This window comes from Magnetococcales bacterium, from assembly GCA_015231755.1.
Lineage (GTDB): Bacteria > Pseudomonadota > Magnetococcia > Magnetococcales > Magnetaquicoccaceae > Magnetaquiglobus.
Map to the genome: position 1 here is coordinate 90,335 of JADGAZ010000003.1, position 14,545 is coordinate 104,879.

At 60.6% G+C, this 14,545-nt stretch carries 6 protein-coding genes; 1 reads left to right on the forward strand and 5 read right to left on the reverse strand.

The features are described 5' to 3' along the window. Window positions 1-42: 42 nt before the first annotated feature. The 5 genes from HQL98_02860 to nadA form a co-directional block, all read right to left on the reverse strand. Complete coding sequence (locus HQL98_02860; protein MBF0271005.1) at window positions 43-1,143, reverse strand: hypothetical protein; 1,101 nt, start codon at window positions 1,141-1,143, stop codon at window positions 43-45. Between the two features lie 145 nt (window positions 1,144-1,288). Further along, window positions 1,289-2,041, reverse strand: coding sequence for a hypothetical protein (locus tag HQL98_02865; protein MBF0271006.1), 753 nt, complete (start codon window positions 2,039-2,041; stop codon window positions 1,289-1,291). A 145-nt stretch (window positions 2,042-2,186) separates the two neighbouring features. Then, complete coding sequence (locus HQL98_02870; GenBank protein ID MBF0271007.1) at window positions 2,187-10,598, reverse strand: hypothetical protein; 8,412 nt, start codon at window positions 10,596-10,598, stop codon at window positions 2,187-2,189. Between the two features lie 384 nt (window positions 10,599-10,982). Then, on the reverse strand, window positions 10,983-12,113 hold the full coding sequence (locus HQL98_02875) for a ChaN family lipoprotein (protein MBF0271008.1): 1,131 nt from the start codon (window positions 12,111-12,113) through the stop codon (window positions 10,983-10,985). A 97-nt stretch (window positions 12,114-12,210) separates the two neighbouring features. Further along, on the reverse strand, window positions 12,211-13,293 hold the full coding sequence (gene nadA / locus HQL98_02880; GenBank protein ID MBF0271009.1) for a quinolinate synthase NadA: 1,083 nt from the start codon (window positions 13,291-13,293) through the stop codon (window positions 12,211-12,213). Window positions 13,294-13,346: 53 nt separating this feature from the next. Between nadA and queG the strand changes: the two genes are divergently transcribed. Then, window positions 13,347-14,543, forward strand: a complete 1,197-nt coding sequence (gene queG, locus HQL98_02885) for a tRNA epoxyqueuosine(34) reductase QueG (protein MBF0271010.1) — start codon at window positions 13,347-13,349, stop codon at window positions 14,541-14,543. The last annotated feature ends 2 nt before the right edge of the window (window positions 14,544-14,545 follow it).

The following is a 14,545-nucleotide window of genomic DNA, read 5'->3' on the forward strand; positions in this document are numbered from 1 at the left end:
GAAAGACTGCTGTATTGCTTTGGTGTAGGTCCTACGCGGGCATCACGGTTGGGTGCCCTGCGCCGCCTCACGCTGACGTTTGATTTCAGCCTGTCGTTTGGCCTCGGCATTGCGCGCCGCCGCCGCTTTTTGTTCGGCCACAATAGCCGCCTGCCGGGAGGCCTCGGCGCGTCGGGCGGCCTCGACCTGGGTGGACTGATCACGCACCAGGGCAGCTTGCCGGTTGACCATGGCCCGGTTTTCGATCTGTTGTTCCGCCGGAGTCTTGAGACTGGCCAGATCCTGACGCAACTGCTGCAATTTCAATTGCTCCGGGGCCATCATGCCTTGAAAATTCTGTTCGCTGCGGGCCTGCTGCTGCTCCAGGGTGGCGAGTTTTTCCACCAGTTCCCGGGAATTGCCCTGGCCCGAGGCCAGTTGCATCTGGGTACGGGCCTTTTCGGCCTCCAGAGCCTGACTCTCGCCGGCAGCCTTGCGTTGAATCAGGGAAATCGACGCCTCGGTCTCGGCAATGGCGGCCATGAGCTGGGCCGGTCCCCGCACGCTTTGCGTATTGATGTGGTTTGGAATGCGGGTATTGGATGGATCGGCACCGGCAGGATCCTTGACGATCTCGGTGCGGGAGGCGGGAGTGGTTCCCGTTTTCTCCGGGGAGGCGGCGGTGACCGGGGGGGCTTTGCCAGCCTCTCCGGTTTTGTCGGCAGCAGTTTCGGTAGCCTCCGCCGGTCCGACCCGTTCGTAGCGGGTCGCGCTCAGGCTGCCTTTCTTGAAAACCTTGACCTGAACAACCTTGGAATCCCCTTTTTCGGTACTCCCTTTTTCACCCTTCTTGCCCGCCGCGTAAACCACCACGTGGCTTTGACCACTCAGCAGACGCTTCAAGGCCGACTCCAGAGGCACCCCATCGAAACTCATGGAAAGGGTGCCCTTGACCTCCGGATCCAACAAAAACGGAATGCCCACCTTGTTGGCCACCTGTTCCAGGGCCACCCGGATGGGGGTCGAACGGAAGGCAACGCTCAACTTTCCCTGACGATAGACAACCCCGTCGGGAACCGATGCTGCGGCAGCCATCACGGAAACGGGCGCGAACAGCGCCCAGAAGACCAAAGATACAAAAGAAATCAATCGGAATTGATTCATGCACTCCCCTCCCTCCGGGAGAAAAACCATTGGAAAGATCACATCTTGCGGGGTGATGCATCCAGGCTCGATTCAGGTTAACATTTACGCAAGAAATGTCAAAACAAAAAATACCCCTCATCCTGATTACAAAGTGGAAACCTTGCTACATGGCGCTCAGGGTAAAATCCAAGCCCACCCGCAACCCTTTGGCCGTAGCCTGACCCTTGGGGGATTCGGCGAAATAGGCTCCCGGAATCTCGAAAGAACGTGTGGATTTGTTCCAATCGATGACGGCACTGGTAATTTTTTGATGCGCGAACGGATTTTCCAGGATGGCCTGACTGAAGCGAATGCGACCGGAACCCTGGCCCACCACAGCGGATGCGGCTTGCAAACGCAGCGTCACCGCCTGATCCATCCACAACTCCAGGGTCAGCGGGGCAAGCACCAACTGGGTCACCCGTGACCAGAAAGAAAATACCCCCGTTTGTCCTCCCCCATCGTGACGGGGAAGAATGCCTTGGATCATGCCGCCGACCTCCTCCTCAAGGGAGTCTGGTAACGACTGTGCATCCGCACGGTAACGATACAGGCGCAGATGCACATCCTTGAAAATCGCTTCTTGAACCGCCTTGCTCTGAAAGGCCAGAAAACGGCGCCGTTGAATGGTGAACTCCCGGGCCGCAAAAGATTTGACCGGTCGGCCATCCCGCAGTTCCGTAAAAACCGGCCCACCCACCGCATACCGGGAAAACGCATCCTGGATGGTCGCGTCAGCAGCCTGTTCCGACACGCCGGAAATCTGATAATCCCGCAGCACCAAAAACACCACGCCGCCAAGACACCCCACCAGGAGAAACTTCAACCCCATCAGGCCCAGGAACCGCCAGGACTGGATGCCCACTCTCCCGATCATCGTGAAAGCCCTGTCATCCTGGAATTCTGGCACCCTTGGACAAACACGAAAAAATCTCACAGAAGTTCCCCGCACGTCCTTTTGGTTGCCTGTCGTTTGCATTCAACAGAAAACAACCCAAGGACGTGCGGGATCCATCGATGGATCAGTTCAATCCCAGATCCAATGCCGCCCCTGCGCTGGTGGCGGTGACACTTCCCGTGGCATAACCACTGGTCACGCTCCAATCCGCGTTCTTGACCTTGGTGGCGCTGAACGCTTTCACCGTATAGCTCTGGTTCGGCTCCAGACCCTCCAGCTTGTACACCCCGGTCGTCCCATTGGCGACCGCACGGTCCTTCTCCACGCCACTGGCGTCATACGCGATCACCATCGCACCACCTGCCGCGCTGCCGCCGCTGGTCACCGTGCCCTGAACGATCCCCGCCGCCTTGACCACCGTCAACGTCACGCCGGTCTGGTTCGCCCCGTTCACCGTCACGTCCGTGCCCGCCGTCCCTTCCAGCGTCCACACGTCCACCTTGTAGGTCGCGTTCGACAAACCCTTGATCGTGAACTCTCCCTTGGTGTTGGTCACCGCGCCGCCACCCATGGAATTGCCAGACGACCAAGCGTTCACCCATGCCCCGCTCACCGCGTTGCCGCCACTCGTCACCGTGCCCTTGATCGCGTAACCCGTCAACATGGCCACGTTCAAGCCGGTGGTATTGCCGTTGATCGACACCGTTCCCACATCGTTCCAGCCGCTTGTCCAGCTCGACGCCGTCACCTTGTTGTCGCTCACCGTCACACTCTTGGTCCGCTGCGACACATACCCGCTCGAACTCACCTCCACCGTATAATTACCCGCCGGCAATCCCTCCAGCGTGTAGTTCGCATTCCCGGTCACACTCGTCCGGGATCCCCCCGTCGACGACCAAGCGTTGATCTCCACCACCTGATCCGCCGCCAAGCCGCTCACCGTTCCCGACAGCGTGTAGAATAGATTGCCCGCCGCCGTCAGATTGAAGTCGATTCCCTTCGTCGCTCCCGCGTTGACCACACTCACCTTGCTGTGATTATCCCACACCGGCGTCACGCCACCCGTGGCGTAAAACACCCCTTGATAACCACGCCACACACCCACCACGTAGTCGGTTCCATCCGGCACGCCGCTCAACGTATAGGCCGCCGATCCGTTGGCATCCGCGGTCGCTCCCCCCACCACGAACGCGTCCGTGGCCGGCGACCACACATCCACCCGTACCCACTCCTGGGCCTTCAGACCCGTGATGGTTCCGGCAATGCTGCCTCCCGTCGAAGCCGTGAAATCCACTCCCGTCACGTCCCCGCCGCTGGTGTTCACATCCGACTTCTTCTGCGTCATATACCCGTCCGCGCTGAAGGTCACCTTGAAGTCCGTTGCCGAACCCACACCGGCGATCGTGTACGCATCCGCACCCGATCCCGCAGCCTGCACCGCGTTTCCGCCCCAGGAATAGGTGCTGTTGGACCAGGCATCCACCCAGCCCCATTGCGCCTTCTTCATGCCGTTCACCGTACCGGCGATCGACTTGCCGGACGACACCACCAGATCGATCGTCGCGTCACCACTGGTCACATTCACCAGCTCCGCGCTCTCCCAGGCTCCCGGCGCCTTGCCGTTGCCGGCATACGTGCCACCCTGAATCTGGCCACCCCAGATGGAAATCCGGTAATCCTCCGCCGCTTCCAGACCCTTGATCTCCACCTGATCGCTGGTACCGTTTCCATACGACACCTCTCCACCGCCCCACGACCACGTCGTCTCCGAGAAGGCATCTACCCACGCTTTCTGACCGCTCTTCAGGCCAGACACCTTCACCGTCACCTTGCGGCCACTGCCCACCTGCATGGACACATAATGATCGCTCGACATGTCCAGCAGCGTCGCCCGATCCCAGCCCACCAGACTCCCGAGCGTGGCCGGATAGTCGCTGGCACCCACCTCTCCTTTGAAGTTGCCCGTCTTGAAGCCCCCATCCGGACCACCCACGAACAACCGGTAATCCTTCCCGCTGGCATCCAGACCCTTCAGTTCAATCAGCGCCTGACCAGTGCTGTCCGCCGTCCCCTGCTTCCAGCGACCCGCGCTCAACTCTTCCGACCAGACGTTGGCATCCACCTTCGCACCGGCGACCAGACCCGTCACCTTCACCTTCAAGGTCTTCGAGGTCACCGCCGCCAAATCCACCGCCACACCCGTCACGTTGCCGTTCAAGGTGCTCAACAGCGTCGCCTTCTCCCAACTCTTCGGACCCGACGCCCCTCCCCCGGCCACACCGCCATAATATCCCGACGGCACATCCTCCACGTCCGATTGCCAATCCAAACGATAGTCTCCCGCCTGGGCCAGACCCGATACCTCAAAGCTCACCGCTCCGCTTCCGGTCCCCACCACTTCGGTCCCGCCCCAGACCCGTTCGCTCTCCGACCACACGTTCACACGCACCTTCGTATCCTTGCCAAGACCCGCGATCGTGCCGCTGATCTTCGCTCCCGCGTTCATCAAAAAGTCCACGTTCTCCGGACTCTTGCTCCCCGAAGCGTCGATCAGCGTCGCTTCATCCTCTTTGCCCGCGTTCTTGTAATAGGTGGTGCGATACAAACCGCTCCAACCCCAGACCACACCCACATAGTTGTTGGCCGGCGCCACCGTCACTCGGTAATTGCCGTTTTCGTCCGTGTTGGCTCCGTACCAACGGCTTCCGTCCTGACTGTGAATGTCCACCCAAGTCCAGGCCAGACCGTTGTTGCTCCCGTCCGTCACACGGCCAGAAATGGTGTTGCCGGTGCTCAGGGTGAAATTGACCGGCACACTGCCCCGCTCATCTCCCAGAATCAATTCACCAGCCTTGGGACGATACATCCCGGTGGTGTCATCCACGGCATGGGAGGTGTCGATGGCATAGACGCCGACCACACCCTGAGCCTGAACCTTCACCAGCTTCGCTTCCGGAGCCAGATACCCCTCTTTCCAGAGGCTGACTTCATACCACACCGTGACGCCCTCAGCCGGAGTCGCCACCCGGATGGCATATTCCCCACTGCCCCCGGTGGCCGCACCACCGCCGACGCCACTTTCGTGGGACCAAGCGTTGACCCAGACATCACCAACCCCGCCGGAGCCATTGTCAACCGTTCCGGAAATGGTCACCCCGCGGCTCGCCTGCACCAGCAAGCCGGTCACGCCATTGCCCAGATTGGTGAAAGGCCAAGCCACCCCGGAAGCCAGATCCGAACCGAACGCCGCAGCCTGGGCGGCATCGCTGCTCAAGCGACACACACCCGCCGTGTCGCAGGACACCACGCCACCCATAAAATCCCCGCTTGGCACCCAGGCATGGGTTTCGGGATCCTCGTATCCTCCCGGCTGCACATTCACCGAGAAGGTGGCGCGAGCCTTGGTGGCCACACTGGCCGAGGGCAGATTCAAGGTGAAATAACCATACTGATCCGTGGGTCCATCGCCAAAATCACTGCTGACCCAGGCGTGGGCGATGCCATTGTTGTCACCATCCACCACCCGTCCTTGCACCTGAACCCCGCCATCCACCATCACCGCGATGGTCAAGGATTGATCCATGCGCAGGGTGGTCACCACATGGTCATCGGATTGATCCATCACCGAACCGGGGATGGGATCCGTGGTGCCCACACCACTGGCCACCACCACAGGCCGGGTGGACACATCCTCGCTCTGCCAACCGGTCACCCAGGAGGCATCCGGCGGCGTCACCCAGTTGCCACCCAGGAAGGGCACGAAACCCTCGCCGCAACCCGCCGTCGCATCGGTATTGCCCGGTTCGCAATAGGCCGGCCACACCTGCACCCGATATTCCAGACCCGGCTTCACGTTGATGGCGAAATTACCCTGTTCGTCCACCTTGCCGTGGAAGGCCGTGGTCCAATCCCGGGTGTGAACATAAACCAGCGCCCCCTTGGCCAGCGTGCCATCCCCCAGAGCCACGCTCCCGGAAAGGGTCATGCCGGCGGGCAGACGGGTATTGATTTCGGTGGCCGCCCCGACCCTGAACAGCTTGGCACTGGTCCAATCCGAAGCGACGCCCCCCTGGCCATCGGCAAAACCACCCACCAGATGGCCGGGCAGGGTTTTCTGCTCCTGGGTATCCCACTTCCAATAAGAGGTCAAAAATTCGACCCGATACTTGCCGGGCACCGCCGTGAAGCTGTAATGCCCCATGGAATCGGTGTAAGTCTCGGCCCAGGTTCCGGAACCGCCGGACTCCGCATCCCACTCCGGTTGCAGACGTACCAGCACATCGGCCAAAGCCGTCTCCCCATCGGAGGCGGTAACCATGCCTTGGATGGTCAATCCGGTCGAAAGGCGCCCATGCACCTCGGCTTCGTTGGTAAAGGTGTAAATCTTGGCCTCGGACGCCTCACCCGACAGGGTATGTTCCGCCGCATCGGTGCTGTAGCCCCCCAGACCGGACAATTTGACCTGTTTCTGGGTCTGCCAGTCCCAATAGTTGGTGTTGAAATAGACCCGATAGGCCGCACCCGGCTGCACGAAAACCACATATTGACCCGCCGCATCCGTGATGGATTCCATCCACGGGCCATTCGGAGCGCCCTCCTGTGCCGCATCCGGCTGGAACTCCACCTTGACTCCCTGGACAGGCTGTCCGGCGGCATTGGTCACGGTTCCGGAAACACGCGTGCCACTGGGCAGTTGGGCATTGACCTGATCATCCGTGGCGAACGTGAAGAGATAAATCGCCTCTTGCGTCTCGGTGACCTGACCATTGCCATCCGAGAACCCGCCGTCACCCAGCACACCGGGCACGGTGACCATATGGCCCGCGCCGTTGTCCCAATAGACCGCACGGAACATCACACGATACAGGCCCGGAAGGATGGAGGCCGAATAGTTGCCCTGGGCATCGGTCTTGACCGAAACCATATCCACGGATCCGGTGTTTTGTTCCCAGTCGGGTTGGAATTCCACCAAGATATTGGACAAGGCACCCGCGCCACCGCTCACATGGCCGGTGATGGTGATTCTGGGCAGATTGGGATCCCCGCCTCCGGAACCCGACTCCTTGGTCAAAGCGACCATCAGGTTGAGGGAAGCCGCTCCGGTTCCACCCAGCAGATAGTTCTGGGCCGCGCCGGCGCCACCCAAGGTCACGGTGGTGCCTTGGCCGCTAGCCAGACCGCCGACATAACCCCGGGCAAAAAACTCGATCCGATAGGAACCGGCCTCGACCGAAAGGTTGTAATACCCCATGGCGTCGGTGACCGCCTCGAAGACACGGGTGGCATCCGCCTGACTCACGGCCCGCACCGTGGCTCCGGGAACCGGGATCACGGTGGTGGCATTGTTTTCGGTCACCTTGCCCACGATGGGATAGGTCTGAACACCCATGGCATCGATCAGGGTGGCGTTCAGGGTCATGTTGCCATGGACCGTCAGGGGGGACTGGGCATTCCGGTCCGCCACCACATTGCCGAAGGCATCGACAAAACCCCGATACAGCATACTGTTGCCTCGGGCCACGAACTCGATCCGGAACTCCTCGTGCAACGGCAACGACACGGAGAAATCACCCCCGGTGCCGGTGGTGGTCTGAGCGAAAAAGCCCGTGGGATTGGGAGAGCGCACCAGCACCGTGACCGGACCGCTGATGCGGGCCGTGGTCGCGTCGGTGACCGTCCCCGAAAGGGTGGCGGTGGTGATCTGGAACTCGGGCGTGAGTTTGACCTCTCCGATGAGCAGGTCGGAAAAGACATGTTGCCCGACCCCCTGGGTGGGAGACAGCAGATTGGTCGCGCCGATGGCGGTCAGATAGCCCTGGGCGACAAAACCGCTGCCCGTGTGACGAAACACAAAAACATAGGCGCCGGCGGGAAGATCCAGGGTGAAGGCACCGGTCTCGTCGGTATGGAACAGATAGGGTTCGCCTCCCCCGACGGGATAGGCGAGGATTTCGGCATTGGCCAGCCCCTGGAGGCCATTGGTCAGTTTACCGGTCACCCGGTTGTGACCAGGAGCCACATCCCGGCCCACCACCAGTTTTACCTCGGTGACGGCGTCGGCCAAGGGGAACGGCAGCCCCTGCATGCCCGAGTTGGGGGCGATCACATTGACCAGTCCCACCGGAATGGTGGCATCATACCAACCACCGATGAAGTCACCGGGATTTTTGGGCCAGATCTCCACGCAACGCTGGCCGGGGGCCAGGGTGAAGGTGGCCTGACCTTGCGCAGAGAGTTCCTGATACTGAGCCAGGGGGAAGGCGCACAGGCCATTTTGCACCGGAGCGACACGCACCCCGGTATTGGCGATGATGGTGCCAGAGCCATCCTTGACCGTGAACGTGACAGGCCGACCCAGATGATCGTTGGTCAAAACCAGCACCGCCGGATTGGGCAGGGTGGACACATCCACATCCACCGCCACCTGACGCTCATATCCCTTGGCCCCGTGGGTCAAACGCACCACCCGGGTGGAATCGGACTCCAGGTCGTTGGCCCGGTCATACACGGTCAACAAGGCGCTGTTGCCATTGGGGGTTTCGTTGTAAAAACCGGTGGTTTCGTGGACGTGGGGAGAGGCGGCGAAAGATCCCTGGCTGTGTTCCACCCGCGTCTGGACAAACGGATGTTCCAAGATGGTACCCGCGGGGGCATCGATGCGAAACTGTCTGGCCACAATCGTCTGCCCGGTCACGGAGATCAGGCCATTGCCCTTGTCCAGGGCCATCAAGGCACCCACCGACCGGCCATCGCCTTCGTTCCAACGTTCAAACACAATGCCCAGCCCGTTGGCCAGAAAAATGTCCCCCCCTCCGCTCTCGGGGGGATTGGTCCCGGAACGGAAACGGGTTTCCGTCACATGCAGGCGAATCACGCCGGTCAACCGGTTCAACACGCCGCCATCGGTGATGGCGTCCCGCCACTCCAGAAACCGGGGATCATCCTGCAATCCCTCCGGGGGGTGTTCCGCCAGCAGGTCCACCGCGCCGGCAACCGTCACATCCTGTTTCACCACGGTCCAATGCCCGTCAATGGGCTGACCCGCGGCATCCAGCTCGTATTCGATCCGGGTGGTGGTGGCGGTGTGGCCATCCACAACCGTGGGAGGCAGCATGGGCACCGGCGGGGTCAGGTTCGACAGAGCCACATGCTCCGGCAGAATCTCCACGGCCCCCGGATCCAGCACCGGGGGATTCACGAAGCCGTAAAAGGCCTTGTGACGCACCCCTTCCTTCTGCCCATCGAACCCTTTTTCGCCATGAAAAGTCAAACCTTTATCATCGATGGTATAGATCATCCCCTCGTCACCCGCCAGCGTCGAAAGGGTGCCACGATCCAGGAAAGAGACGCTTGCCCCGCTCCTCGACCAACGATAACCATCGTTGGCCCATCCTCCGGCGTTGTCGGATTGCCAATGCTCCTGGGTCACACGGGTCACACCGGGGGTGAAGATCCAATCGGCGATGGGATATTCGGTGCTGGCGCCGGGTTGAACCCCCGCCACGCAGGAGACGATAGCCGCGGCGGAGCCATTGGCATCGGTGACCGTGACTGTGGCCTGACCCGGGGCCTCGCACAGAATCCGCGTGACACCACCAGCGTTACTCATGGAAACCACACCGGTTTCCGGGGAGGTGCTGACCGAAGGCGTGCCGGTGACATGATCCATGTGGAGCAGTCGGGATTGCCCCACGGTGAGATTCATCGGGAGGACCGACAGGGTGGCATCCGGATTGGGGGTGACCCCGGCGCGGGTCAGGGTGACGGTGTTGGAACCGGTGCACACCTGTCCTGCGGTGTTGTTGACCCAATGCATGGCGCCATTGCCGGAATCGGCGTTGATCAAAAGAAAATGAGTGTAGGAAAATGCGGTTTGCGTACCGGTCTGGATGGAGGCCACCGTGTGCATGGCTCCATCGATATCCCCGGTGAGATGGGGAGAGTCATTGAAAGAAATCAAGAAGGTATTACCCGCCTGCACAATCGCGGCCTGGAGGGTTTTGGCCGGAGCCGGAAGACACGCCGGGTTGGACAAGGTGGTATCCAGCTGATCCGCGCTCACCTGGACATTCCAGGAACCGCTGACATCGAAAATTGCGTCGATGGCCCGGTTGACCGTCACGGTGCCGGAGGCCGAACAGGTTCCCCCCTGCCCATCGGACCAGGATGAAGTGGCTGTTCCGGTTCCGGAATCGCCGCTGGCCAGGATGAGGGAGACCGTGCTGGTGCTGCCGTTGGCCCGGGTAATCTGATAGGCATAGGTTTCGCCGTTGATCGTCCCGGATCCCTGGGCGCCGCCCAGTTCGGTCAGGGTGAAGGTGTCATCGCTTTGGGCCAGGGTGGCCACAAAGCGCTCGGGGGGAATGGGCAGACACAAGTTTGATGGCGGTGTCGCGGGGGAAGTGGGCGCAAACGCGACCATCCACCGTCCCGTGGCATCATACGTGGCGGCTTGCGCCACCTCGGCGGGTACCAGCAGACCCAACACGGCGAAAAGCAACAACCAGATCCCCACGAGGTTTCGTTTTTCGAGCATGATCCATCCCCTGAAACATCATAATTTCGGCCACACACAAAGGCTTCGGTTCGGCCCCAAACAGGCCGATCCCCCCCTTGACACCATTCTATAGCATTAACACAAACATGAATGAATTGCTCCAAAAAGTCAAAAAGAAAATCAGTTTTTACTTTTGGTTACATGAATCGGGTCACCGGCTGCCGACCGGATTTTGACCTTCGAGAAAAGGCAAGCTTTCGTCCCGAGTTGTCCGCTCCTGCCTGCTGTTGCAAAGGGTGATAAACATCCACGGATCGATCCATTCCCGCTCCCCGGCCCACGGATGGAGCGTTTCAAACGGCTGGGTATGGCGTCGAACCGCGGGCATCCGCACTCAAAAATTCTCCGGATCAGGCATGGCATTCATGGGGAGGGGGATGTCGCCATGGGAAGCTCGATTTCCGCTGTCCGTCCTTCGCGTTCCCGTTGCAACCGCACCGGCGATCCCTGGGAGACCCCTTGCAGCAGTCGCACCAGGGCATGACGGGTTGAAATCTCCCGACCGTTCAGACGCAACAGCCGATCCCCGCTTTTCAGACCGGCGCGGGCAGCCGGTGACTCCTCCTGAATGCCGGTCACCCAGGCCCCATCCCGACGCTGCTCGTCCAGAATCACCCCAAGACGCACCGGCGGGGGGGATTCCGGGGCTTCGGGGGTACCCCAGGCATAGTCGGCGGCCTCGGGATCGATCCAGGAGTCCGATCCGGTCCAAGGGAGCAACGTGACCAGATCCGTCACGCCCCGCGCCCGCAATTGATGGGGAATGCCATGTCCCATCAGCAGATGCCCGGAACCCGCCAATCCCACCACCACCCCATGGGGATGGGCTGCTCTCCAACGTTGGATCGAATCCGCCATCACCCCATCCCACAGGGTCTGGGCCTCGACAAAAGAGTCGAATGGCCCCCCCTTCGACATCATCGGATGGGAGTTGAACACCTCCTCCAACCGGATGCGATAGGGTGTGCTGGCAGGGGTGATGGATGGCAGGGTGTCACGGATGGATGGTTCCAGGGCCGCCAGGCCTGTCTTGCGCACCCGGGAGACGATCTCCCGGGGCAGGTTCATGGCCAGCAGTGGCAAACGCTCGTCACGGGCGTAACGCAAAATCGGTCCATACAGTTCAAAGTCGAATCCCCAGGTGAAATACCATTCCACCGCATCCAGGAACGCCTCCTCGCTCAACTCTCCGGCCACCCAACGATCCAGTTCCGGCTGCATCGTGCGGGGAAACATCTCCATCGCCACAACCATCTCCGGATGACGGGCGCGCAAGGCCCGGATCACGCGCAACTGCACCCCGTGATGAGCCGGATTGTCGTGGGACTCGCCGATCAACACGATGCGATGAGCGGCAAGACGCTCGATGAGTTGCGCCTCGGTGAGACGGGATTGATCCGACAGATGCATCAGTTCGTTGATGTCGATTGGAATCACACCCATAACCCCCCATTGCAGCAAAGCCAACCCCAAAAACAACGGCAGAAAGATCATCGCGCAAGGTCCGGATCCACGGACAGCGCCCGCAGCCGTCCCCAGGTCCGCTGATATTTTTGCAACCGGGCCTGATCCTGTTCGGTCATGGGGTGGCTCACGCGATGGAAAGCATGCGGTCCAGAGCCACCTTGGCCAACTGCGCCACCTCGGATGGCACGGAGATGACATTCACCGCGGTTCCCGCCACCAGATTCTCCAGGGTCCAGCACAGATGCTGGGCGTCGATGCGAAACATGGTGGAACACATGCAGATGGTGGGACAGAGGAAATGGATCTCCTTGTCGGGCATTTCGTGTTTCAGGCGGTTGACCAGATTCAGCTCCGTGCCCACGGCCCAGACCGAGCCGGGAGGGGATTCCCGCACGCTTTTCTGGATCAATTCGGTGGAGCCGCTCAGGTCGGCCATGCGACACACCTCGAAGCAGCATTCCGGATGGACGATCACCCGAATGCCGGGATGACGGGCGCGGAACTGTTCCACATGGGCAGGCTGGAACATCTGATGCACCGAACAGTACCCATCCCACAAGATCACCTTGGCCTGTCGCAGGGCTTCGGGGGAGACTCCACCATTTTTCCGGGTGGGATCCCAGACCACCATCTGCTCCAAAGGAACGCCGAGGTTGAAGGCGCTGATGCGCCCCAGGTGTTGATCGGGGAAAAACAGCACCTTTTCCCGTTGGGCAAAGGCCCATTGCAGAATTTTCGAGGCGTTGGAGGAGGTGCAAACCACGCCGTTATGGGCGCCGCAGAAGGCTTTGAGATCGGCCATGGAGTTGACATAGGTAATGGGAGTCATCACCTGTTCCACATCCATCAAAGCGCCGAGTTCCTGCCAGGCGGTTTGCACCCGGGGCAGATCCGCCATGTCGGCCATGGAGCAGCCAGCGGCCATATCCGGGAGGATCACGGTCTGGTGGGGCGCGGAGAGGATATCCGCCACCTCGGCCATGAAATGGACGCCGCAAAAGACGATATGCCGGGCATCGGTCCGGTGCGAGGCGAGCCGGGAGAGCTTGAGGGAGTCACCGGTGAGATCGGCGAACTTGTAGACCTCCTCCCGTTGATAGTGGTGGCCGAGGATCACGCATTGGCTGCCCAGGGTTGCCTTGGCGGCATGAATGCGGCTATCCAGATCGGCATCGGAGAGTTCATAATAAGGCTCCAGCGGGATCATCGCGAATATCCTTCCATCAATAAAGGACGAGGGACGGCCAACCTTTGGAAAACATGTCCAAGTCTACCAATCCTTGGGAGCAACGGAAAGAGGCCTTGCGTCGACAGGCTCTGGCCATGGGATTTGCCATGGCGGGATTCGCCCCGGTCCGTCCTCCCCCCCATGCCCAGGCGTTGCAACCCTGGCTGGATCAGGGGTGTCATGGGGGCATGGCGTGGCTGGCGCGGGATCCGCAGCGTCGCGCCGACCCGGGTCATTGGATGGAAGGGGATGGGGTGATTCTGGTATTGGGTTTCAATCTGGCCCCCGGTCCGGCACAGCCCGGAGAAGAGGACGGGGATCAAGGGGTAATCGCCGCCTATGCCCGCCGTCGGGATTATCACGATGTCCTGAAACAAAAGGTTCAAGAGCTGGCCATATGGCTGGAGGGTGAGTTGGGTCATCCGGTCTGGCATCGTCTCTTCGTAGACACAGGCGCCGTATTGGAAAAACCGTTGGCCACGGCTGCCGGGTTGGGATGGCAGGGAAAAAACGCCTTGCTGGTGACCCGTGGTTTTGGTGGCTGGTTGATGCTGGCGGAGTTGTTTTTGGGTTTACCTTTCTCTCCAGACCCGGTGGTGGTCACCGATCATTGTGGAACATGTGACCGGTGTCAACGGGCCTGCCCCACTGGGGCGTTGAGTCAAGCCTATCGGGTGGACGCCTCCCGTTGTCTGGCCTATTTCACGGTAGAGAGTCGGGAGCCGATTCCCCGTGAATACCGGGAGGCGCTGGGCAATCGGATTTTTGGATGCGATGTGTGCATTCGGGTTTGTCCCTGGAACCGTTTCGCTCCGGTTACCAGCCAGGCGCCGGTGGCAGGAACCCTGCGTTCTTTGATGGCGTGGGCGGCGTTGGACGGGGTGGCTTTTCAGGGCATTTTTCGTGGGACGCCGGTGAAGAGGGTTGGTTTGACCCGTTTCTTGCGCAATGTGGCCACGGCGTTGGGTAACGGGCAGGATCCGGACGGGTTGTGGTCATTGCAGCGTTTGTTGAGGCACGAGGCTCCCATGGTGAGGATGCACGCGGCCTGGGGGTTGGGAAAACGTATGATGGAGATCGAAAAAGAAACCGGTTTACATTCAAATCAAAACCGGATCATGAATCAAATCAAGGCCTGGCTACAGGAACGTTTAACGATCGAGAGCGATGACGCCGTGAAAGCCGAAATCGAATCGGCCCTGTCGCCCGGATCATCCCAAACCCATTGAAA

Coding starts and splice junctions, on each gene's coding strand:
- queG (MBF0271010.1), top strand. CDS start 13,347: ATGTCCAAGTCTACCAATCCTTGGGAGCAACGGAAAGAGGCCTTGCGT.
- HQL98_02870 (MBF0271007.1), bottom strand. CDS start 10,598: ATGCTCGAAAAACGAAACCTCGTGGGGATCTGGTTGTTGCTTTTCGCC.
- HQL98_02875 (MBF0271008.1), bottom strand. CDS start 12,113: ATGATCTTTCTGCCGTTGTTTTTGGGGTTGGCTTTGCTGCAATGGGGG.
- HQL98_02865 (MBF0271006.1), bottom strand. CDS start 2,041: ATGATCGGGAGAGTGGGCATCCAGTCCTGGCGGTTCCTGGGCCTGATG.
- nadA (MBF0271009.1), bottom strand. CDS start 13,293: ATGATCCCGCTGGAGCCTTATTATGAACTCTCCGATGCCGATCTGGAT.
- HQL98_02860 (MBF0271005.1), bottom strand. CDS start 1,143: ATGAATCAATTCCGATTGATTTCTTTTGTATCTTTGGTCTTCTGGGCG.